Origin of the sequence: Paenibacillus sp. RC334 (genome assembly GCF_030034735.1) — a bacterium.
Taxonomy (GTDB): domain Bacteria; phylum Bacillota; class Bacilli; order Paenibacillales; family Paenibacillaceae; genus Paenibacillus; species Paenibacillus terrae_A.
Genome location: NZ_CP125370.1, coordinates 616,941 through 637,307 on the forward strand (window position 1 = coordinate 616,941; position 20,367 = coordinate 637,307).

17 protein-coding genes are annotated in these 20,367 nt (G+C 41.6%); 11 read left to right on the forward strand and 6 right to left on the reverse strand.

Annotated features, from left to right (window positions below; all coding sequences use genetic code 11):
- Positions 1–91 precede the first annotated feature (91 nt).
- The 3 genes from QMK20_RS03030 (at position 92) to QMK20_RS03040 (ending at position 4,301) form a co-directional block, all read left to right on the forward strand.
- Positions 92–832 (forward strand): LytR/AlgR family response regulator transcription factor, encoded by a 741-nt coding sequence (locus QMK20_RS03030; RefSeq protein WP_044645367.1) that lies wholly within the window; start codon positions 92–94, stop codon positions 830–832.
- Between the two features lies 1 nt (position 833).
- Entirely contained in the window at positions 834–2,138 is a 1,305-nt protein-coding gene (locus QMK20_RS03035) for an ATP-binding protein (RefSeq protein WP_283654535.1), read from the forward strand.
- 123 nt (positions 2,139–2,261) lie between these two features.
- Positions 2,262–4,301, forward strand: a complete 2,040-nt coding sequence (locus QMK20_RS03040; protein WP_283654536.1) for a serine hydrolase domain-containing protein — start codon at positions 2,262–2,264, stop codon at positions 4,299–4,301.
- Between the two features lie 73 nt (positions 4,302–4,374).
- Here QMK20_RS03040 and QMK20_RS03045 read toward each other — a convergent pair whose 3' ends face one another.
- From QMK20_RS03045 to QMK20_RS03060, 4 genes are all read right to left on the reverse strand, one after another.
- Entirely contained in the window at positions 4,375–5,358 is a 984-nt protein-coding gene (locus QMK20_RS03045) for a glycoside hydrolase family 5 protein (protein WP_283654537.1), read from the reverse strand.
- A gap of 390 nt (positions 5,359–5,748) precedes the next feature.
- Positions 5,749–6,942 carry a Ger(x)C family spore germination protein gene (locus QMK20_RS03050; RefSeq protein WP_283654538.1) on the reverse strand — a complete coding sequence of 398 codons (1,194 nt, stop codon included), beginning with the start codon at positions 6,940–6,942 and terminating at the stop codon, positions 5,749–5,751.
- On the reverse strand, positions 6,935–8,038 hold the full coding sequence (locus QMK20_RS03055) for a GerAB/ArcD/ProY family transporter (protein ID WP_283654539.1): 1,104 nt from the start codon (positions 8,036–8,038) through the stop codon (positions 6,935–6,937). Before QMK20_RS03055 ends, QMK20_RS03050 begins: the two co-directional genes overlap by 8 nt.
- Before the next feature lie 24 nt (positions 8,039–8,062).
- Complete coding sequence (locus QMK20_RS03060; RefSeq protein ID WP_283654540.1) at positions 8,063–9,724, reverse strand: spore germination protein; 1,662 nt, start codon at positions 9,722–9,724, stop codon at positions 8,063–8,065.
- Between the two features lie 238 nt (positions 9,725–9,962).
- Here QMK20_RS03060 and QMK20_RS03065 point away from each other — a divergent pair, with 238 nt between their 5' ends.
- The 6 genes from QMK20_RS03065 (at position 9,963) to QMK20_RS03090 (ending at position 16,171) form a co-directional block, all read left to right on the forward strand.
- A complete protein-coding gene (locus QMK20_RS03065; protein WP_283654541.1) occupies positions 9,963–10,973 on the forward strand; it encodes a LacI family DNA-binding transcriptional regulator in 1,011 nt (336 codons plus the stop codon).
- A gap of 403 nt (positions 10,974–11,376) precedes the next feature.
- Positions 11,377–12,033, forward strand: coding sequence for a ribulose-phosphate 3-epimerase (gene rpe / locus QMK20_RS03070; RefSeq protein ID WP_283654542.1), 657 nt, complete (start codon positions 11,377–11,379; stop codon positions 12,031–12,033).
- A 19-nt stretch (positions 12,034–12,052) separates the two neighbouring features.
- Positions 12,053–12,502 (forward strand): ribose 5-phosphate isomerase B, encoded by a 450-nt coding sequence (rpiB, locus tag QMK20_RS03075; protein WP_283654543.1) that lies wholly within the window; start codon positions 12,053–12,055, stop codon positions 12,500–12,502.
- A 44-nt stretch (positions 12,503–12,546) separates the two neighbouring features.
- Positions 12,547–13,506 carry a DUF7916 family protein gene (locus QMK20_RS03080; protein WP_283654544.1) on the forward strand — a complete coding sequence of 320 codons (960 nt, stop codon included), beginning with the start codon at positions 12,547–12,549 and terminating at the stop codon, positions 13,504–13,506.
- Between the two features lie 140 nt (positions 13,507–13,646).
- Positions 13,647–15,503, forward strand: a complete 1,857-nt coding sequence (locus tag QMK20_RS03085; protein WP_283654545.1) for a beta-glucoside-specific PTS transporter subunit IIABC — start codon at positions 13,647–13,649, stop codon at positions 15,501–15,503.
- On the forward strand, positions 15,500–16,171 hold the full coding sequence (locus tag QMK20_RS03090) for a DUF4867 family protein (RefSeq protein ID WP_283654546.1): 672 nt from the start codon (positions 15,500–15,502) through the stop codon (positions 16,169–16,171). Before QMK20_RS03085 ends, QMK20_RS03090 begins: the two co-directional genes overlap by 4 nt.
- A 91-nt stretch (positions 16,172–16,262) precedes the next feature.
- Here QMK20_RS03090 and QMK20_RS03095 read toward each other — a convergent pair whose 3' ends face one another.
- Positions 16,263–16,613, reverse strand: coding sequence for an Asp23/Gls24 family envelope stress response protein (locus QMK20_RS03095; protein ID WP_283654547.1), 351 nt, complete (start codon positions 16,611–16,613; stop codon positions 16,263–16,265).
- Positions 16,614–16,658: 45 nt separating this feature from the next.
- The gene (locus QMK20_RS03100) at positions 16,659–17,231 is read right to left on the reverse strand and encodes a TetR/AcrR family transcriptional regulator (RefSeq protein ID WP_283654548.1); all 573 of its coding nucleotides are present in this window, start codon (positions 17,229–17,231) and stop codon (positions 16,659–16,661) included.
- A gap of 324 nt (positions 17,232–17,555) precedes the next feature.
- Between QMK20_RS03100 and nirB the strand changes: the two genes are divergently transcribed.
- Both nirB and nirD read left to right on the forward strand, forming a co-directional pair.
- Positions 17,556–19,985, forward strand: coding sequence for a nitrite reductase large subunit NirB (gene nirB, locus QMK20_RS03105; RefSeq protein WP_283654549.1), 2,430 nt, complete (start codon positions 17,556–17,558; stop codon positions 19,983–19,985).
- A gap of 41 nt (positions 19,986–20,026) precedes the next feature.
- A complete protein-coding gene (gene nirD, locus QMK20_RS03110) occupies positions 20,027–20,347 on the forward strand; it encodes a nitrite reductase small subunit NirD (RefSeq protein WP_283654550.1) in 321 nt (106 codons plus the stop codon).
- Positions 20,348–20,367 lie beyond the last annotated feature (20 nt).

The window sequence follows — 20,367 nt, forward strand, 5'->3', positions numbered from 1 at the left end:
CAAAAGCTATGTATAGAATATTAAAAAAATTGTATACTGTTCAGACTATAATTCCATGCTACATGCCGTGGGAATGAGAGGTATGGCATTTATGTATAGAGTGGCTATCTGCGATGATGAGTACAAGCAAAGAGAGCTTGTTAAAAATATGCTGATCGCTTTATCAATCAAAACAAATATAGAATTTAAAGTGGAGTTATTCGACTCAGGAGAACAACTGGTATCTCATTATCTAAACCATGAATCGCCATTCCATATCTTAATATTGGATATTGAAATGAACGGCATGAACGGAATTCAAACAGCCCAAAAAATAAGGAGTTTGCGTCACCTTGATGAACAGATTGTTTTTTTAACGAGCTATCCCGAGTATATGCTGGAAAGCTTTGACGTGGTCACATTTCAGTATTTAATAAAACCGATTGCTTCCCATATCCTTGAGGAAAAAATGATAAAGCTGTGTCAGTACTTTCAATCTCTCGATAAAAAATTCGTTATCATCAAGTCAGCTTATGAAGAGGTGCTTTTAAAATATGATGATATCATTAGTATTGAAGTGGCCAAAAGCTTAACCATAAAAAACAAGCTGCATTTTGTAACCTCTACACAAACCTATGATAGCAAAGGGATTCTTTCAGATTATGCATCAGCATTAAAGGAGTATAATTTTCTGCAAATTCATCGTTCGATTATTATAAACTTAATTCATGTCAAAAAATTTGCTGGCGGTGATGTTTTGATGTCAAATGGTGTGAAGCTGCCTATTGGACGTTCTAAAGTAAAAGAAGTTAAAGATTTGTATACCAAATTTATGATCATGAAGATGCATTAATATGATGGAATATAACTACCTGCTTCTTAATTTATGTGTTGTACTGGTGATGTGCTTTCAGGTAAATTTTTACTTTAACTCCGTTTTTGATAAATCCAATCGAAAACCAAATAGAAGATTCATGTATTTCATCATTTTTGGATCACTGAACATCTTATACTTAAATGTTTATTTGTCCCCGACGCTATCCTCTATTTTGGCATTAATCGTCATATTTAGTTTAGCGCTATCTTATACAGTGGAAATCAAGACAAAGATCATTTTTTCCATACTTTATGCTGTATTGTTCACCATTGTTAATTTTATATCCCTGTATATTTTATATGCTGTAGACTCCGTCAAGATTAGCAACTTCAGTCATTTGAGCGGACAAGATCACTTGATATTTTCTAAGGTTATGTTACTCAGCTGTATTATCATGTTTGCTGTCATTCAGATTATACGATTATTTGCCAAACGCAGAACCTTCCCTTTGCATACTCGTTACTACATTTTATTTTTAATCGTTCCCATCATAAGTATATACCAGGTCAATGTTTTATCTGTTTATAGTGAAAAGAATATGTATTATTTTGTATCTATTATTAGCTTTATTTTCTTAAATGTTTTTATCATATACATCTTCGATAATATCATTGAAAAATTCCAGTTAATGCATGAAAATGGCCAATTACAACATCAGATGGACTACCAGGATGCTAACTACGAAAAAACGGTTCACAGCTTTAAAAATATGAAAAGAATCATTCATGACACACACCAACAGTTTTTGTATATTGAAGAATGTATCAAGAGAAATGAATTAGCTGAGGCAAGTGAACATATTAAGGTCACATTAAATAAAATCGAAGGAGCCTATCAAAGGGTTAACACCGGTAATCTGGTTATAGATGCTCTTGTCACGAATAGTCTTAATATTGCTCAGGCCAATGGCATCAAGGTGGATACCCAACTTAACTTATACTCACAGAAAGTGAATATTGAACGTTATGACTTGTGTGTCGCTCTGGGCAATATGCTGGATAATGCCATAGAAGCATCTAAAAAGGTCAAGATTGCGGATGACAGATACCTTCTTATTAAAATACATTCCAATGAATCTGGGCTTTTTATTCACATCCTGAATCATATGGAGAATGAAGTTGCCCATTTGCATAGTCAAAAATCAAACCCGGATATTCATGGTATTGGCTTAACCAATATATCCAGAATATGTGATAAATACGGTGGAAACATGACCATTGAAACGAAAAATAAAATATTTAATAATATGGTTTTATTACCATTTTATAAGGATAATCCTTAGACAGTATGTTGTTTAGGGATTGTTTTTTTCGTTTAAGGGTGCCTTTTATATATAGAATCCTCGTTCATTGTATGATCAGTCCAGTAATAAAATCTGGGAAGTCATAAGAGGAGGAAATATGGAATGAAGAAAATAATAGCTGTGTTCATTTCGGCTATGCTTTTTGTACTGCCGATGACGAATGCTTTTGCTCAAGGCAATCCTGAACCTATCAAGGAAAAGGCTCGCAATCTGGCTTCAGAACTAGTGTCCAAATACGGTGTTAGCGGTGTGCAGTATGCCATTATGGGCCATGGAAACATCGTATTATCGGATAGCGTGGGTGTAAAGAATAAAGCAACCAACGAGCCGATCACCAAAGATACGATGTTCGGTATCGGCTCTATCAGCAAAATGTATGTATCTGCTGCAACGATGATGCTGGTGGATGCCCATAAGGTAGATATTGATCAGCCGTTAACAACGTACATTAAGGACTTTAAAATGTCTGATGAAAGATACAAACAAATTACACCGCGTATGCTGTTGAATCATTCATCAGGTCTTTACGGTGCCCACTATACAAATAGTATGTTGTTTAATGACAATGATACAGAAAATCATGATGAGCTATTACTGAGATTACGATCAGAAACTTTAAAATCCAACCCCGGCGAATATTCTGTATATAGTAATGATAGTTTTCAATTGCTTGAAATATTGGTTGAACGGGTGAGTGGTCTAAGTTATACCGAATTCCTGACAAAGCATATTAGCGCCCCTTTGGGTTTGAACTCTACGAAAACACCACTCGATCAGTTTGACAGACAAAAGCTGTCCAAAACTTATTTTCCTGCGATTGAGGGAGCCTTACCCGTTGAAAATGCCAATGTGCTTGGAACAGGAGGCTTATACTCCACCGCAGAAGAGTTGGCTATGTTTTCAGAAGTATTAACGGGGAACAGAACCGATATTTTATCTGCACAATCAGCACAGTCCATGCAAAGCCATGAATATCGAAAAGGAATATGGGTACCTGAAGAGACAAACAGCTTTAATTATGGGCTTGGCTGGGATGCGGTTCAGTTGGCACCGTTTAGTGATTACGGAATAACTGCGCTATCCAAGGGTGGGGATACTGTTTTGTATCACTCTGCTTTGATCACCCTACCTGAGCATCAAATTTCTATGGCTGTGCTTTCATCTGGAGGGTCTTCCATCCTGGATAGCATTTTTGCTTCTAACGTTTTATTGGAGCTTTTAAAAGATAAGGGCATCATAAAAGACATCATACCAGATAAAACATTTGAGCCGCCTGTAAAAGTGGAAATGCCATCTGATTTACTTTCTTATTCGGGATTATACGGTTCTGTGGGTACAACCATCAATGTAGAGATTAAAAACGGTGAGTTTGATTTACCTGCTCTGGAGGGATTCGTCCCGGCGCAAAAATATGTGTATACAGGCGATGGACGATTCAAAAGCAGTGATGGCAGTGTAGCCGTAAGTTTTGACAAACAAAAAAACGGGAAAACATATATTAAGGCTAACATATATTTAAACTTTTCGGGATTAGGGCAAATGGTTATGGTGGTTTATGAATATCAAAAGCTGGATGCCAATCCTCTAAATACTACAGTTAAAAAGGCATGGGAACATAGAAACGGAAAAAATTATTATGCTTTGGATGAAAAGATTTCTTCCATATTCTATCTGTCCTCATCATTTATAACGAAAAAAATATCCGTTGATCATGATGGATACGCAAGTGGTACTAAAATTGTGGATGAGAATAAAGCAGTTAATGCCGTTGAGATTCCTGTTATGAGTGGAAGAGATGCATTTGACCTGAATTTTAATACCAAGGATGGTTCAGAGTATTTAACTATAGATGGACAGTCCTATATCAGTGAAGATACTGTTAAACCCATCCCGGGCGGGAAATCAGTGTACACCATACCGTCTAATGGCCAAGCCACATGGTTTAAAATAGATAAAAACTCAGCCAATAAAACGATGACGGTTGATGTTCCAACAAGCGGAGGGTTTGCTGTCTATGATGAAAAAGGAGCAGTTGTAGATTTTTCAACTGCCAGCCACAACAATTCGGTTGTTCTGCCCCAAGGTGGCTTAATCGTTTTGGGTGGCAATGCAGGGGATGTATTTAAAATCAATTTGAATTAAGCGTGTAGCCGCTTCTGAAAAAATTCAGGAGCGGCTATTATGATATAAGGTCTTCATTTTAGGTTGTGTGTTTTTAAAAGATACCCGCTTTTTTCGATGTTTCTTTGATCCCATTGGCTCCGTTAACTACAGTTTTACCCCAATCAGTCAGACTGCCATTAGGTCCTGTTACAAGATCAAGATAGGAAAGGTCGGAATTGTTACCATACCAGGACCAGGCTAACCAGCCTATACCTTTGGATTGGCCGTATCTCATGATTTCTGTCTCATCGACATCCGCTCCCTGATGGTAACCGCCAAATTCACCAATAATCAGTGGAAGTCCTTTATTCAGAACGTTATCAATATTGGTGCGTACAGTTTGAGCATCTTTACCAGCGAACTCATACATATGGATGGAGAATACTGTATTCTTCAATGTATCAGCTGCAAAAACAGATGTACCATAGTCCGTGATAGACTGAGGATATTGTCCCCATCCGGCACAATCGACGATTAGCGTATTTTTGATTCCTGCGTTTCTGAGCTTGGGAATGGCTTGCTTGTACCCATCAGCCCAACCGCTTCCATTCCACGTTCCATACCATTCGTTAGCAATGTTTACGATAACTCTGTCTTCCCTGCCGATCAAAGCATCTTTTATGCTAATCCAGTAATTCACAGCCGCATCCAAAGACGCATAATCGTCTTTGCCTGTAGCGTCATGAACTTCAAGTACAGCAATCATTTTATGATTTGAGATAAGAGAGATCATATTTTTGACGGAATTAATATCATCCTTGGTATATTGGCTTCCGTTAGAAAGTACAACCCGAACTGTATTGGCTCCTGTATTGGCAATTGCAGGGATGGCTGTAGAAAGGTCGTTTTTGAACCAAGAGTGACCATGATTGACGCCTCGCATAACAAATGGCTTACCTGTAGAGTCATACAATTTGGTACCGCTTACATAAAATCCTGAAGCAGCTTGTGCCTTCGAGAAGAACCCTCCTAATCCTATCATGATGAGTAGACCGACTAATGCAGATAACAATATTTTTCTTAACAACACTTTCATTTTTAGCCCTCCTTAAATATATTATTCAACTCCCTGCTACACAGGTGTAATGAGTATGTAGGTCTATGTATAGTAGTAAGTTAAACACATTATTAAGCGCTTTCAAAAATAGCTGAGTTATTATTTGTTATTATAGTATTGAAATTTTTGTTATTCAGTATATTTTATTAGTTAGTTTATAAATATTGAGATTTTAATGTATTTATTACAATTTATATATAATTAAAGCGTATAATTAAGTGATTTTATAATGTTTATTAGATATAATACTAACATTGTTATTTATTTGTTAGTTTGTTTAGGCGATTTATTCATTAATTCTCACCTTGAATAAAGGTTGGTGTGACTAATATTATGGAGATGCGTAAACAGTTTTAATCAAGGGAGGGTTTATTCAGCAGATGAACCTAAATCCGTAATGGATAACTTAACATCGAAAGTTACTGGTATTTGACTGAATTTATAATCCCAATCATTCTTTACTTTTTTCCACGCTTGAGGTTGCTCAATATATAAGCGCTCGCCAAAACCCGCAACATCCACTTTATATTCCGATTGTAGCTTGTGCATAAGAGTTTTAATCCTTCTTGTTACTTCCTTTTCAAACTCTTTCTCAGCCTTTTTCATGTTTTGTGTCTTAGTCGGGTCCATTTCCTCATCCCAGTCTTCAATTAAACGCCCTTTGGATTCAATCTTGACATGAAAGGAGATGTCGTTTCCCTCGGTCACCTTAGTTGTTATTTTGCTATTTACCGATTTGATCTCATAAGTTATAGGTTGATTCCGCTCATCGTATATTTTGATAGCTCCACCCTCAACATCATCTTTAATCCATGCAATACTTTCCACGTCTTGTTGCCCCAAATTGCCGATCCAGTGGCCGGTGTCTCCCTTAATAATGCCAGCACCTGAAAATTCAAATTCTCCCTGGGATTCTAAAATGTTTTGCAAAATATAGCTTTTTTTGGAATGCATCAACCCATCCAGTTCAGATAAATTAGTTCCTCTCATCATCTTGCTGGTTCTAAAATGGTTACGAAGCATATACAAAAGATGAAAGGACGGGACCTCCTCCTTATATTTTGTAACTAATGTGTTAGCTGCTCGTTCCTTACTTAAGAAAACCATGCAGCTTGGGCGAATATCATTATCACGAAGCACAAAATCCATCAATTGCTGGATCGTCTGTTGTTTCGCCAGTTCGGTGGAAACCACGATGACCTTTAGATGTTGACCAATAATCGGACGATCCAGGCGGAGGGAGAATTGCCGGAAGATTTCAAGTACAGAATCCCCGGTGCCAGCGATATTTATATAGTTTGGTCCTTGTCCACCGCCTTGTTTACCTGCGCCCCCAAAAGTTTTTTTAGGGACGATTTGCACGCTGGCAGTAATTTTATTTTTCTTGAAGTAACTGCTGCCTTCCTTCTCCAGATCTTGTTCCAATGGACTGAGTTCACCCTTGTCCAGAGCCAGTCCTGTATATATGCTTAGTTCCTCCACTTCTTTGCTGCTCCAACAACCAACTTGAGTTACCAGAAGAATGAAGGCAAGCAGCAAAGATAGGATATGTCGTCTATACATTTTGTTTCATTCCCTTCTTCCTGATCATAAATACGATTGAAAGAAGTACCGGAACCAGAAAAAATAAAATGATTCCCATGTACCCGATTGCATCGCCGAGACTAAACACTTCAGTCATACGTACAGGAGTCATTGTGGAGATAAAGATAACCGGGATTAGGCCAAATATTGCATAACGATATTTAAGGCCAAATACCTGTGAGATACCTAAGGATGCATTGAAGAAAAAACTGCAAAAATTACAAAACATTTGCATCATCCAGATCACCAGCAGCGGAAATTCAAGGCGTTCAAAAAGAAATCCCGGGATTTCAAAACTGCGCATTAAATTAAAGGTGGGCCAGGTACTTGTCACAGTAGAGTCCACAGATAACCCGCCGACCACCATAACGACTGTCAAAAAGTACAAAACCCAAGGGATGCTGATTCCCACTACCATGGCCTTGACTGCTTTTTCAGGGTGCTGCAGGAACGCGACCAGTGTCATGATCACCTCACAACCAGTGAAAACAAGGACAGTCGACTTTAGCCCCTTAATTACTGGAAGCATACCTTCACTTAAAACGGGACGCAGATGGTCAATTTCAAAGACCCTTAGGCTAAGGACAAAACAGAGGAGCAGAAAGAAGAGACTGATCGGGAGTACAATCTGGTATAATCGCGCGATGGCATTAATGCCTCCAAAAACCAGATAACTTCCCACCCAGATGAATGGAATCACAATCGCCCATATGGGTGTCCCTTCAAGCAGAAAATATATCGTCACTTCAGCTAAAACGCGAATCTCAAAGCCGGCGATGATTAGATAATATATAATTAATAACAGACTTAAAAATCCTCCCGGAATGATACCCACGATTTTTCTGGAGTATTGATACACGGTGCTTCCGGGAAACTGCTGGCTTAATTTCACCATTAGCAAGACCACCAATATGACAATACATCCGCCGATCAGGACAGAAAGCCATGCATCAGGAGTCTTTACTGTTTCAGTTACACCTCTCGGTAGTGTCAAAATCCCTGCGCCCAATACCGTATTGGTCAGGAATACTGCCGCCTGTTTGGTTGTGATCTTATCATCAGAGCGTGTAAACACTATAATTCCTCCTTCCTCCGGGTACTATGATCTGCGCTTGTTTTGCTGAGTTTTCATCATCACGGGTCTTCGCTTCATCAGAGTCAAAGGAGCTCGAATAAACAGATCCTTCCAGTCGTTTAGACGAATAGGGGAGAAGGGAGTAATATACGGTACCCCAAAGCTCTTCAGTTTCGTCATATGGATACAAATTAGCAGAAAGAATAAAACCGTACCGAACATGCCCAGAATGGCTGCAAAGAGCATTCCGGCGAAACGCAAAAGACGCAAGGTAATACCCGCACTATATGACGGTATCGAAAACGAAGAAATGGCAGTGACCGAAACCACAATCACAAGAAAAGGGCTAACAATGCCCGCATTTACAGCAGCGTCGCCGATGACCAAGCCTCCCACAATGCCCATCGCAGGGCCAATGGGTTTAGGCAATCGTATGCCGGCTTCCCGCAGGATTTCGATAGAGATTTCCAGAATCATAACTTCTATGACAGATGGAAAAGGGACACCTTGACGGGTTTCAATGATACTAATGACCAGCTTGGTCGGAATCAAACCGGGATGAAAAGATATAAAAGAGATATATAAAGCAGGACCCATAAGCGCTATAAAGGCTCCGCAAAATCGTAACACACGTAAAAGTGTCCCTGGAATCCAGCGCTCATAATAGTCCTCCGGAGATTGAAGCAGCATACTGAAGGTTACTGGAACAATGAGCGCAAAGGGGGTACCATCAAGCAGAATAGCTACTCTTCCTTCCAACAAAGCACTCATGACACGGTCGGGGCGCTCAGTGTTGTGAGCCTGCTGGAATGGACTTAAATAATTGTCTTCAATAAGTTGTTCCACATAACCGGATTCAGGTAAAAAATCCATGTCTATTTTTGAAATTCTGTGGTTCACTTCTTGAAGGAGCTCCGGATTCACAATATCCTTGATGTACGCGATAACCAGATCTTTTTTGATTCTGCTTCCAACCTGGAATTTCTTTATTTCCAGACTTTTATTTAAGCCTTGGCGTCTAAGCATCGAAGTGTTTTCACTTAATACTTCCGTAAAGCCGATTCTGGGACCCCGAAGTAATGCTTCAGAGGTCGGTTCATTCACTGATCGAACAGAACCGTTAGGGGACCCGACCAGGAGTGCTTCCTTCATTCCTTCAATTATTAATACGGTATGGCCTAAAAGGGTTAATTCGTGCAGATTCTCCATATCTGCAACTTCACTAATTTGCGTAAGTGGCATCAAGCTTTCTTTTATAAAAGATTTACTTATACGTTCCGGCTGCTCCTGTTGGCCCTCAAACATCAATACCTGCAATACCTGCTTGTTTATAAGTTCCTCATCCTGCATACCTTCTATAAAGATTAACACGGACCGTGCATGAAATTTCTTCACCATAAACTCACGAAAATGCACATCACTATTCTCGCCTATCGCCTCTTGGATGGATTTCAAGTCGGCATCATAATCCCCCGTAATTTTGGAGCCTGGTTCCTGCTGCTGATCAGCGTGGTCTTTGTCATCCTTAGGACGGTCAGCAGGTTGTTTGGAATTCGCTCCCTTACTGCCTACAAGTGAATATATCGAGGTGTTTATATAATAAACCAATAATGGAAAAATCAACGCGAGGCCGGCCTGAAATAATGTAACCCAGCTTGGAATATAAGGTACTATTTTAGACCACATGATGATAACCCCCAAATGATTCAATTCATTTTATTTCCCCGTAGAATAGCAGGTTGTCCATAAAGTATTCCTTGTAAAGGATTTATTTACTCATTAAACTGTCTGATGACTTGCTATCTCCTCATACTTTGCGGAAACCTCGTTCTACGCTACTTCGTCAGTTGACATGAATAGTAAGACTATGTTAATCTCCAATCAGGAAAACGATTACTCAAAATAATTATTTGAGGGAAATAATATGAAAAAAAATCAGGTGTCAATAAAAGATATTGCCAGATTGAGCGGGGTTTCTGTAGCAACGGTTTCCCGTGTTATTAACGAGAATGGTCGCTTCTCTGAGGAAACACGACAGAAGGTTAATGAAGTAATCCAAAAGTATCAATATGAGACCAATAGTGTCGCCAAAAGCCTGCGGATGAGTAAATCGCAGACGATTGGCGTTTTAGTGCCGGATATTAATAATGAATTTTTTTCGGTCATTGTACAAAAAACGGAGAGCTTCTTTTTCAAACAAGGGTACTCTACCATTATATGTAATACTGCCAAGGATGCGGAGAAGGAACGAGAATATCTGAAAACTTTGGATGGGAAAATGGTAGATGGCCTGATCTGTATTTCGGGACAGGAGGAGCTTTCCGCAGAATTGCTTAAACGGCCCATTCCCATTGTATGCATTGACCGTCGACCGAAGATTAATACGAATGTAGCTTTTATCGAGTCCAATCATTATGAGGGTGGATTTCTGGCGACAGAGGAGCTGATTGACAAAGGCTGCAAGGATATTTTACTGCTGACCAAGCAAAACAATCTTTCCTCTGTTAATGAGCGTCTACACGGCTACAAAGATGCTCTGCAAAAGCATGGACTATCTCCATCTGAGGACCGCTTGGTTGCAGTTCGTAATGATGGGCCTACTTTGGAAGCCGCACAGGCTGCTATTGAGCGCGTCTTGGAAAAAAAACTCCGGTTTGACGGCATTTTTGCTACCAATGACTGGCTAGCTCTGGGCGGATTGCTGGCGTTACAGAAACACGGAGTACAGGTTCCCGGTGAAGTCAAAATAGTAGGTTTTGATAATGATACAATTTCCCAATACTGCAATCCACCGTTGACTACAATTGAACAGGATAAAGAAACACTTGCAGATCAAGCCTGCAATACGCTGCTTCGTATGCTGAGTGGAGAAAGGCTGGAACAGGAGCAGCATTATTCCGTCCCGGTACGCTTGATACAACGCAGTACCACCTGATTTCGTGTTCAGATAACATCTTGGATTAGCCACGGGAGAGGTAACGTAAGGTATGTTCTATCTCACATAGTGTAAGATGGTTCTACCACGTTATTCTTTTCCCGTGCAAGATCCGACAAAAAAATGTTTGACAACAGTATCATTAAATGATACTTTAATTACGTCAAATGTAATCGTTTACTCAAACGAGTACAGAAATCAATAATACGTGAAAGAAAGCAACGCGTGATGGATTTCAATCCATAACTGTTGCTATTATTTTCAATGAGTAAACGTTATCTCAACTATTTTTCTCGTTACCAAAGGGCAAAAAAAACATTCTAATGAGTTTTGTGGAAATTGTAAAATATATTATGACGTTTGAGTAATCGTTTACTCAATTTCTTGAAAAGGGTGAGTATTAATGAGTATGCTATTATGTCCTTCCATGATGTGCGCTAATTTCAGGTCATTGGAGCATGAAGTAAACGCACTGGAAGAAGCGAATGTGGATATTTATCACATTGATATTATGGATGGTAGATTTGTTCCTAATTTCGGAATGGGGCTTCAGGATTTGGAGTATATCCGTAAGCAAACCCAAAAAACAGTAGATGTACATTTGATGATCGACAACCCTTCCGCCTATATTGATTTGTTTGCTGATAAGGGTGCGGACATCATTTATTTTCATCCGGAGGCTGATATGCACCCGACACGCACAATTGACCGAATAGTTGGCAAGGGAAAAAAGGCAGGGATCGCTCTTAATCCGGGAACCGCCCTTGCTGCGGTTGAACCTTTGCTTGGCATGATCGATTATGTGTTGGTCATGACCGTAAATCCCGGCTTTGCGGGTCAAAAATATTTATCCTTCGTGAACGACAAGATCATAGCACTACACGCATACAAGCTTGAAAAAGGACTGAATTATACAATCGTGGTAGACGGTGCGATCTCCGAAGAGAAGATCAACGAACTGGCAAGCTACGGCGTTGAAGGATTTGTTTTGGGGACATCCACTCTGTTCGGCAAAGATGAACCCTACAAAACCATCATTAACAGATTAAAAAATATCTAATTTGGGGAGGAATAGAGCCATGAAAATTGCCATTGGGAGCGACCATGTGGCTGTAGAGCTTAAAGCGATTATTTCGGCTTATGTTAATGAACTGGGTCATGAGGTCATTGACTACGGGCCGGAAAATTCGGAAAGAACCGACTATCCGAAGTATGGGAAGCTTGTTGCCGAGGCTGTAGTCGGAAAGCAGGCTGACGCAGGTATCCTGATTTGTGGCACAGGTGTGGGGATATCCATCTCGGCCAACAAAGTGAAGGGAATTCGGGCTGTGGTATGCAGTGAGCCTTATTCGGCACAGTTGTCCAAGCAGCACAACAATACGAATGTTCTTGCATTTGGTGCGCGTGTCGTCGGAAGCGAATTGGCGAAAATGATTGTGAAATCATGGCTGGAGGCTGAGTTTGAAGGAGGGCGCCATGGCGACCGCATCAAGATGATATCCGACATCGAGGAACAGCATTTGTGCTGATCAACAACTGCTTATAAAACATAAATGATATGGAGGAGATTACAATGGCTAAAAGATTAATCGCGAGCACAAAGAGTGACATTATGAAATTTAATGCAGCAGATTTGAAAGAGTCCATCCTGGCTTCAGAAGGACGCGTCATTATGGGACAACATCTTGTAATGATAAACACCGGTTTGGTTGATGGTGTCACTAATGCAGAAATCCAGGCTGCCTACGGCGCAGATATGGTTATGCTGAACGGCTTTGATATGATCAAGGAAGAATCCAATATCGGATTGCGTGAAATGAAGCATGGTAAGCTGGCTGAGAAGCCGTACAGCCTGAAGCAAATCAAGGAATGGGCTGGAGTTCCGCTTGGTATTTATTTTGAGTGTCCAAGCCCTGATGCACAGGTTGCGGGAGAGCAATATGTAGAGGCAAAAGAAGGCAGAGTCGCTTCCAGAGAGAACTTCCTGCGTGCCTTGGAGATCGGAGCCGATTTTATCGTACTTGGAGGAAACCCTTCTGCAGGTACAACCTTTGAACGAATCATTGAGGCTACCAAGCTGGCAAAAGAAACGCTAGGGGATAGAATCTTAATCTGCGCCGGAAAATGGGAAGACGGCACCATCGAGAAGGTGCTGGGCGATCCGCTGAGCAAGCGACCTTCCAATGATATTATCAAGGATTTGATCGATTCTGGTGCTGATGTTATTACGTTGCCTGCACCTGGCTCCAGACATGGCATTACAGTAGAGCATGTCAGACAGTGTGTAGAGTTTGTCCATTCGTATAAACCCGGAACTCTTGCTCTTTCTTTCCTGAACAGTTCGGTTGAAGGGGCAGATGTTCAAACGATTGCCTTAATCGCACTCATGATGAAGCAGACGGGGGCGGATATCCATGCTATTGGAGATGGTGGTTATGCCGGAACACCTCTTCCTGAGAACGTATACCAGCTTGCACTATCCATTAAAGGACGCAGACATACAATCAAGAGAATGGTAGGGAGAAGCCGGTAACGATTGACCCGTGTAATTTAAAGACTCTATATTCTTTTTGTACTCCTTGGAGTGCGCGTAGAGTCTTTGGATTACTACCATTTATGTAAACGTTTACTTTCATAGAAATATGCCAAATGAGGATTAAAGGAGCGAGCAGCATGTCCAATGAAAAACTGGCAAAAGACATTTTAGCGTCCGTTGGCGGAGAAGGAAATGTCTCTAGCTTGGTGCATTGTGCCACTCGGTTGAGATTTAAATTAAAAAACAAGGATCAGGCCGACAAGAACCAGACACAAAATATTCCCGGAGTTATTACAGTTGTTGAAAACGGTGGACAATATCAAGTGGTCATTGGAAATACGGTAGGCGACGTATATAAAGAAATTTTAAAGATCAGCAGCATTGGAGATGACGACAAATCGGATGCAGCCGCTGCTCCTGAAGGCAACTGGTTCAACAAAACGGTGGACATTATTTCCGGTATTTTCACACCATTTTTGGGGGCACTAGCAGCTTCCGGGATCTTGAAAGGGCTTTTATTAATGCTTGCCTCGTTGGGATGGCTCACCAAAACAGGTGGTGTCTATTCGATCTGGTTCGCTGCTGCAGACAGTATCTTTTATTTCCTGCCGCTGGCGATTGCAGTCACTTCTTCGAGAAAGTTTGGAGCGAATACATTTGTAGCGCTTGCATTAGCGGGAGCTCTGGTATACCCGAATATTATTACTTTGTATAACGATAAAGCGGATATTACGTTCTTCAATATTCCTGTTGTTCTTATGAGTTATACTTCTTCGGTTATTCCAGTGATTATCGCGGTTTGGTTACTATCCATTCTGGAGAAATTCCTGAATAGAGTTATTCATGATAGCGTGAAAAACTTTATAACGCCACTTATCTGTCTTATGGTCATTGTTCCCTTGACTCTGATCGCGGTTGGACCGATTGGAATATATGCGAGCTTGGGACTGGCTAAGGGTTACACTTTCTTATATAATTTGAGTCCGATTGTAGCAGGAATCATTTTGGGTGCTGGGTGGCAGCTGCTGGTAGTTATGGGTCTTCACTGGGCGTTTGTGCCTATTATGTACAATAACATTGCGGTATACGGTTATGATACCATGAAACCATTAATGGCACCTTCTAACTTTGCACAAGCAGGTGCGGCACTGGGTGTATTCCTTAAAACTAGAAATCCAAAAGTTAAAGCGATTGCAGGCCCTGCGGCAATAACCGGTTTGTTCGGCATCACGGAACCGATCATCTACGGGATTAGTATTCGCTACAAAAAACCATTCGTATGGGCTATTATCGGTGGTGCTATCGCCGGGGCGATCACGGGTGCTTCGGGTTCCGTGGCCATTGCTCCAGGTATCCCGGGCTTGGCATCCCTGCCGATTTTCTTCGGTACAGGATTCGCCGGATTCGTAATTGCTATTACGGTAGCTTATGTATTCACAGCCATTACCACATATTTCTTTGGATTTAATGATTCCATGGAAAAAGAAATGGTTGCAGTCCATGAAGAGAAAAAAGAAACTGAACCAGCTCCTGTGCTGACGAATGAGACCATTTCCAGCCCACTGACAGGTGTCGTCAAACCGTTATCCGAGATATCTGATGAAGTGTTCTCCACGGGAGCCATGGGTAAAGGCGTTGCTATTGTACCTGAGGAGGGCAAGCTGCTCTCGCCATTCAACGGAACGATAGCTAATGCCTTCCGTACAGGCCATGCGATTGGCATTGTGTCGGATGGAGGAACAGAGATTCTGGTTCACATCGGCATGGACACCGTCAAATTGAAAGGACTACATTTTAAAACGCATATCGCTGAGGGTGATCGGGTAACCAAAGGTCAATTGCTGGTCGAGTTCGATATTGAGGAAATTAAAGCTCTGGGCTATGACATTACTACACCGATTATTGTGACCAATACAGCTGAATACTCGGATGTTAAGATGCTGGGAAATAACCGAGTACACACGGGAGATTCATTGCTGGAGGTCAAGCTATGAAGACTATTGAAAGACTAAATCAAGTCAATGCACCTTTGGTCATTTATGAGGTAATGAGTAAAGCGTTCCGTACGTATGGGAGGCTGCTGACTCATTTTAATACCGCAGAGCTCACCAAGTATGCAAAAGAAACCACTAGCGTTCCCAATCAGGGAAATCATTATGTACCCTCGGTGGCAGAACTCGAAGCCTTTGGCGTAATTCGTCAGATTCAAGATGAGGTATACGGCCAACTCCCGATTCAGGCTGGCTTTTGCACAGGGCAGAATACGGGCCTGACCGGGCTGGAATATCATCAGGGCAGCGAGGTGGTGATTGCCGCGACGGACTGTATTCACCTTGTCGGCAGAGTGCAGGACATTGAAAATAATTCCTTTGACAGCGGAAATGTTCAGGCTTTTTTCCAACCCAAAAACACGGTGGTCGAGCTATATTCTACGACACTTCATTATGCTCCTTGCAAAGTTGACAGTGAAGGGTATTTGACAATAGTGCTTCTCCCGGAAGGAACTAATATGCCGCTTGTATCTGGAGAAAGCAGCCGGGGGAATCCAATGCTTACGAAGAAAAACAAATTTCTTATGGTTCATAGTACACAGACGGAAAAAATCGCGGTCGGGGTTCATCCCGGGCTGCACGGCAAGCTGCTGAATATTTCATCAATTTGAGTCAAAGTCAATAATTCATTAAGCAAAGAAACCGCTTCCGGAGCATGTTGAATGGTAGTTCCATTCTTCCAGAGGACGGTTTCTTTGTCGATTAATTAACGGATAGGGATATCCCTTGTACTTTGACGTTTATCATGCCAATGGATAGGCCCGTATATTTCTCAATGGCTTCCCGAACATTCTTCTGTAATTCTCTGCCTACATCGTACATTCTTGTCCCGTAATGAACGACAATGCTTAAATCGACATCCAGTCCTGATTCTGTCACATGAAGCTCAATGCCATTTTGCAGGCTTTTCCCACTTAACTTGTTAGTGATTCCTTCGACGACTCCTGTTGACATCGATGCAATTCCCATTGTTGCCGTTGCTGTCTTGCCAATGATTTTAGAAATAGCATCTTTGGAAATCGCAATACTCCCCAATACGTTTTGAATTAACATGTAGATTCCTCCTCGCGTGGTTCGCCTCTTCATAATCCAGTGTGATCAGTAATCAGTTGCTTTGAATCCATGGTAAAAAGTATTTACAACCAGTGCCGCCGCAGAATTTTTCGCAATATTGCCGTTCCTTACTTGCTGCCATGTTAGGAATAGCAGCGAGTAGAGGACATTCATGATCCAATCTTTATCGACATGCGGGTGAAAATAACCCTTTTGTTGCAATATTTCAATCACATGCAGGATGGGTTCCCTTAGCTTCTGATCCGCTCCTTCAATTTCCTTGTTGAAGTTGACGGATGCATCATGAGCAAGAAAATAAATTTTGTCTCCTAACGGAATAAGTGTCTCAATCAACTCTGGAATGTAATTTTCATAGTTTTCCTCGTCCAAGGAAATCCCTTTCATGGTTTCACTTACGACTTCGATGGCCCGAAATCCCAGATAAATCATCAGTTGCTCTCTGCTTTCAACATATCGATGCAATGTGGCAATACCAATTCCTGCATAATCAGCAATCTCATTCATGGAGGCGTTTGGCTTTTCAATAAGTAGCATGGTAGCAACATCCAAAAGGCTGTTAAGCCTCACTTGCTTGATCGTTGTCATGTCTTTCTTCATGGGAACTCCTTATTTATTTGATATCATATATTATTAATTGATAGTTTTTTGTATCATTTAATTGAATTTTAAATCAAATATTGAGAAGAGTCAAATAGGAGCATCCACTTTTCAAAAATCATCATAATAACTCAATTTCAATTTCAGTTTCAGTTTCTTACCTTAATCCCTTGAATCCGAATAGGGAAATCCCTCAACATTTAAGGTTTTAATTATATTGTGATTGTAATCACACATAACGCAACTCCCGACATTAGAATAGAAGCATAAGCAATATTCATAAGAACGCAGGCAATGTCGTCGAATGAATGGAGGAACCGGCATATGGCAAACAGTAAACAGAAGCTTGTTGTTATAGGGAACGGGATGGCTGGTATCAATACGGTCGAACAAATTCTAAAATTAACGGATAAATATGAAATTACGGTCCTTGGAAATGAGCCCCATCCGAACTATAACAGGATCATGCTCTCTTATGTTTTGGAAGGGAGTAAAACCATTGAGGACATCATTCTGAACGATTTGCAATGGTACGAGGACCAAGGTATTACTTTATATACTGGGAAAACGGTGCGAAGCATCGACGGAGAAAGAAAGAGGATTCACACTGAGGATGGACTTGAAATGGATTACGATGTAGCTTTGGTGGCTACTGGCTCTCAATCGTTTATCTTGCCTATTCCGGGAAAAGAATTACCAGGCGTCATCGGTTTTCGAGATATCGCCGATTGCTCGGCAATGCTTGAGGCGGCGAAAACTTATAAAAAGGCAGCAGTCATTGGTGGAGGGCTGTTGGGACTGGAAGCGGCTAAAGGTTTGGTCAATCTCGGCATGGACGTAACGGTCATTCATTTGATGGAGGATCTGATGGAGCGTCAGCTGGACCCGGAAGCTTCTACGATGCTGAGGGCAGAACTAGAACGTCAGGGGATCAAGTTTGCTATGCAAATGCAAACTGCAGAGGTGTACGGTCAAGATCGGGTACAGGGACTGCGGTTTTCGGACGGAAGCGAACTGGAAGCGGATTTGGTCGTTATGACCGTTGGGATTAAGCCTAATATTCAGGTGGCTGTGCAAAGTGGTATGGAAACGAACCGTGGAATTGTGGTCGATGATTGGATGAGGACCTCCATGCCGGATGTATATGCTGTAGGGGAGTGTGTTGAACACCGCGGGATCTGTTACGGCCTGGTTGCTCCGCTGTTCGAACAGGGAAGTGTAATTGCCAAACATTTGGCAGGTGCGGATACCGAAGGCTATATGGGATCGGTGGTTTCCACCAAGCTCAAAATTTCAGGAGTGGATGTTTTCTCGGCTGGTGAATTCATAACTGCTTCTGAGCATACGGTGATTGTAGCCAAGGATGAGTGGAAGCGCACTTACAAAAAAATACTGCTTCATGAAAACAGGATTGTCGGAACTGTACTGTTCGGAGATGTGAGCGAATCCGCCAGTCTTCAAAAATATGTGCGGCAGCAAACGTTGATGACAGATGAGATATATGGACAACTCATGGGTACCGGATGCAGTAAAGACGGGGCTAAAACCTTATCCGCTGAAACGATGGCTGATGACGAAATTGTCTGCGGCTGCAACGGTGTGACTAAAAAGGCGATTGTTGATGCGATCCATGAAAATGGATTGACCACAGTCGACGAAATTAAGGCATGTACCGGGGCAACGCGGTCCTGCGGAGGGTGCAAGCCGGTCGTTGAACAAATTCTCCAGTATGTTCTTGGAGACAGCTTCAAGACGGCTGCCAAGCAAGGAATATGTGGCTGCACAACATGGAGCCGGGATGAAATTGTTGCTGCTATCAAAACCAAGGGGCTTACAACGACACGTGAAGTTATGAATGTACTAGGTTGGCAGAATGATGAAGGATGCTCCAAATGCCGCCCGGCGCTGAATTATTATTTGGGAATGATTAACCCGGATACCTATGAAAATGAGGAAGATTCCCGGTTTGTGAACGAGCGACTGCACGCGAATATTCAAAAGGATGGAACATTTACAGTTGTGCCAAGAATGTACGGCGGTGTAACAACTCCGGAGGATTTGAAGAAAATAGCTGATGTTTCTCTTAAATACAACGTTAAAGTAGTTAAAGTAACAGGAGGACAGCGGCTGGATTTGATTGGTGTCCGTAAAGAGGATTTGCCTAAAGTGTGGGAAGAACTCGATATGCCGTCGGGATATGCCTATGCCAAATCCCTTCGTACAGTTAAAACCTGTGTTGGATCACAATTTTGCCGTTTTGGTACACAGGATTCTATGGGAATGGGAGAATTGCTGGAACGGAAATTTGAAAGATTGGATTTTCCGGCAAAATTTAAATTAGCGGTCAACGGATGTCCGCGCAACTGTGCGGAATCATGTACAAAGGATATCGGGATTGTGGGCAATGATGGAGGCTGGGAGATTTTTATCGGTGGAAACGGTGGTATAAAAGCGCGGTTGGCTGATTCGCTCTGCAAAGTGAAAACGGACGATGAACTGATTGAGATTGTGGGAAGCGTGATGCAACTGTACCGGGAAACAGGCCAATATCTGGAGCGTACTTCGGAATGGGTGGAACGGACCGGCCTTGAAGAGATTCGGGAGGCTGTCGTTCACGATGTAGATCATCGCAAAGCTTTAATAGAACGGATCGAATTTGCACTGCAACAGGTTGAAGACCCATGGAGAAAGATCATCAACGATGCCGATTCGCGCAAAAATTTATTTGAAGTAGTTACACCGTCTGTTGTGTGAATGTATTTAAATCATGCCTGGAGAAGGGAGCAATCAAGCGAATGATCAAACATGCTGAGTGGCTTATCGTCGGTCACAGTAAGGATTTTCCAAATAGAATTGGGCGGACGATCCGGTTGGATGATAACGAAATCGCAGTTTTCCGCACTTCGGAGAACAAGCTTTACGCTGTTGAAAATTCCAGCCCGCATCCTAAAGGGGGGCCGCTTACCGAAGCGATGGTATCCGGTCATTACATTTATGACCCGCTATGTGATTGGAAGATTGATTTGGAGACGGGTATCGTTCAAGAGCCTGATCACGGACAAATTAAAACATTCACCATTTGGGAAGATGGAGAAGAAGTGAAAATATCACTTTAATGCAAATAAGAAAAGGGCTC

What these genes read in the sequence shown, in the direction of transcription:
- QMK20_RS03030 (WP_044645367.1), top strand. Translation starts at nt 92, where the DNA reads ATGTATAGAGTGGCTATCTGCGATGATGAGTACAAGCAAAGAGAGCTT.
- QMK20_RS03035 (WP_283654535.1), top strand. Translation starts at nt 834, where the DNA reads ATGATGGAATATAACTACCTGCTTCTTAATTTATGTGTTGTACTGGTG.
- QMK20_RS03040 (WP_283654536.1), top strand. Translation starts at nt 2,262, where the DNA reads ATGAAGAAAATAATAGCTGTGTTCATTTCGGCTATGCTTTTTGTACTG.
- QMK20_RS03045 (WP_283654537.1), bottom strand. Translation starts at nt 5,358, where the DNA reads ATGAAAGTGTTGTTAAGAAAAATATTGTTATCTGCATTAGTCGGTCTA.
- QMK20_RS03050 (WP_283654538.1), bottom strand. Translation starts at nt 6,942, where the DNA reads ATGTATAGACGACATATCCTATCTTTGCTGCTTGCCTTCATTCTTCTG.
- QMK20_RS03060 (WP_283654540.1), bottom strand. Translation starts at nt 9,724, where the DNA reads ATGTGGTCTAAAATAGTACCTTATATTCCAAGCTGGGTTACATTATTT.
- QMK20_RS03065 (WP_283654541.1), top strand. Translation starts at nt 9,963, where the DNA reads ATGAAAAAAAATCAGGTGTCAATAAAAGATATTGCCAGATTGAGCGGG.
- rpe (WP_283654542.1), top strand. Translation starts at nt 11,377, where the DNA reads ATGAGTATGCTATTATGTCCTTCCATGATGTGCGCTAATTTCAGGTCA.
- rpiB (WP_283654543.1), top strand. Translation starts at nt 12,053, where the DNA reads ATGAAAATTGCCATTGGGAGCGACCATGTGGCTGTAGAGCTTAAAGCG.
- QMK20_RS03080 (WP_283654544.1), top strand. Translation starts at nt 12,547, where the DNA reads ATGGCTAAAAGATTAATCGCGAGCACAAAGAGTGACATTATGAAATTT.
- QMK20_RS03085 (WP_283654545.1), top strand. Translation starts at nt 13,647, where the DNA reads ATGTCCAATGAAAAACTGGCAAAAGACATTTTAGCGTCCGTTGGCGGA.
- QMK20_RS03090 (WP_283654546.1), top strand. Translation starts at nt 15,500, where the DNA reads ATGAAGACTATTGAAAGACTAAATCAAGTCAATGCACCTTTGGTCATT.
- QMK20_RS03095 (WP_283654547.1), bottom strand. Translation starts at nt 16,613, where the DNA reads ATGTTAATTCAAAACGTATTGGGGAGTATTGCGATTTCCAAAGATGCT.
- QMK20_RS03100 (WP_283654548.1), bottom strand. Translation starts at nt 17,231, where the DNA reads ATGAAGAAAGACATGACAACGATCAAGCAAGTGAGGCTTAACAGCCTT.
- nirB (WP_283654549.1), top strand. Translation starts at nt 17,556, where the DNA reads ATGGCAAACAGTAAACAGAAGCTTGTTGTTATAGGGAACGGGATGGCT.
- nirD (WP_283654550.1), top strand. Translation starts at nt 20,027, where the DNA reads ATGATCAAACATGCTGAGTGGCTTATCGTCGGTCACAGTAAGGATTTT.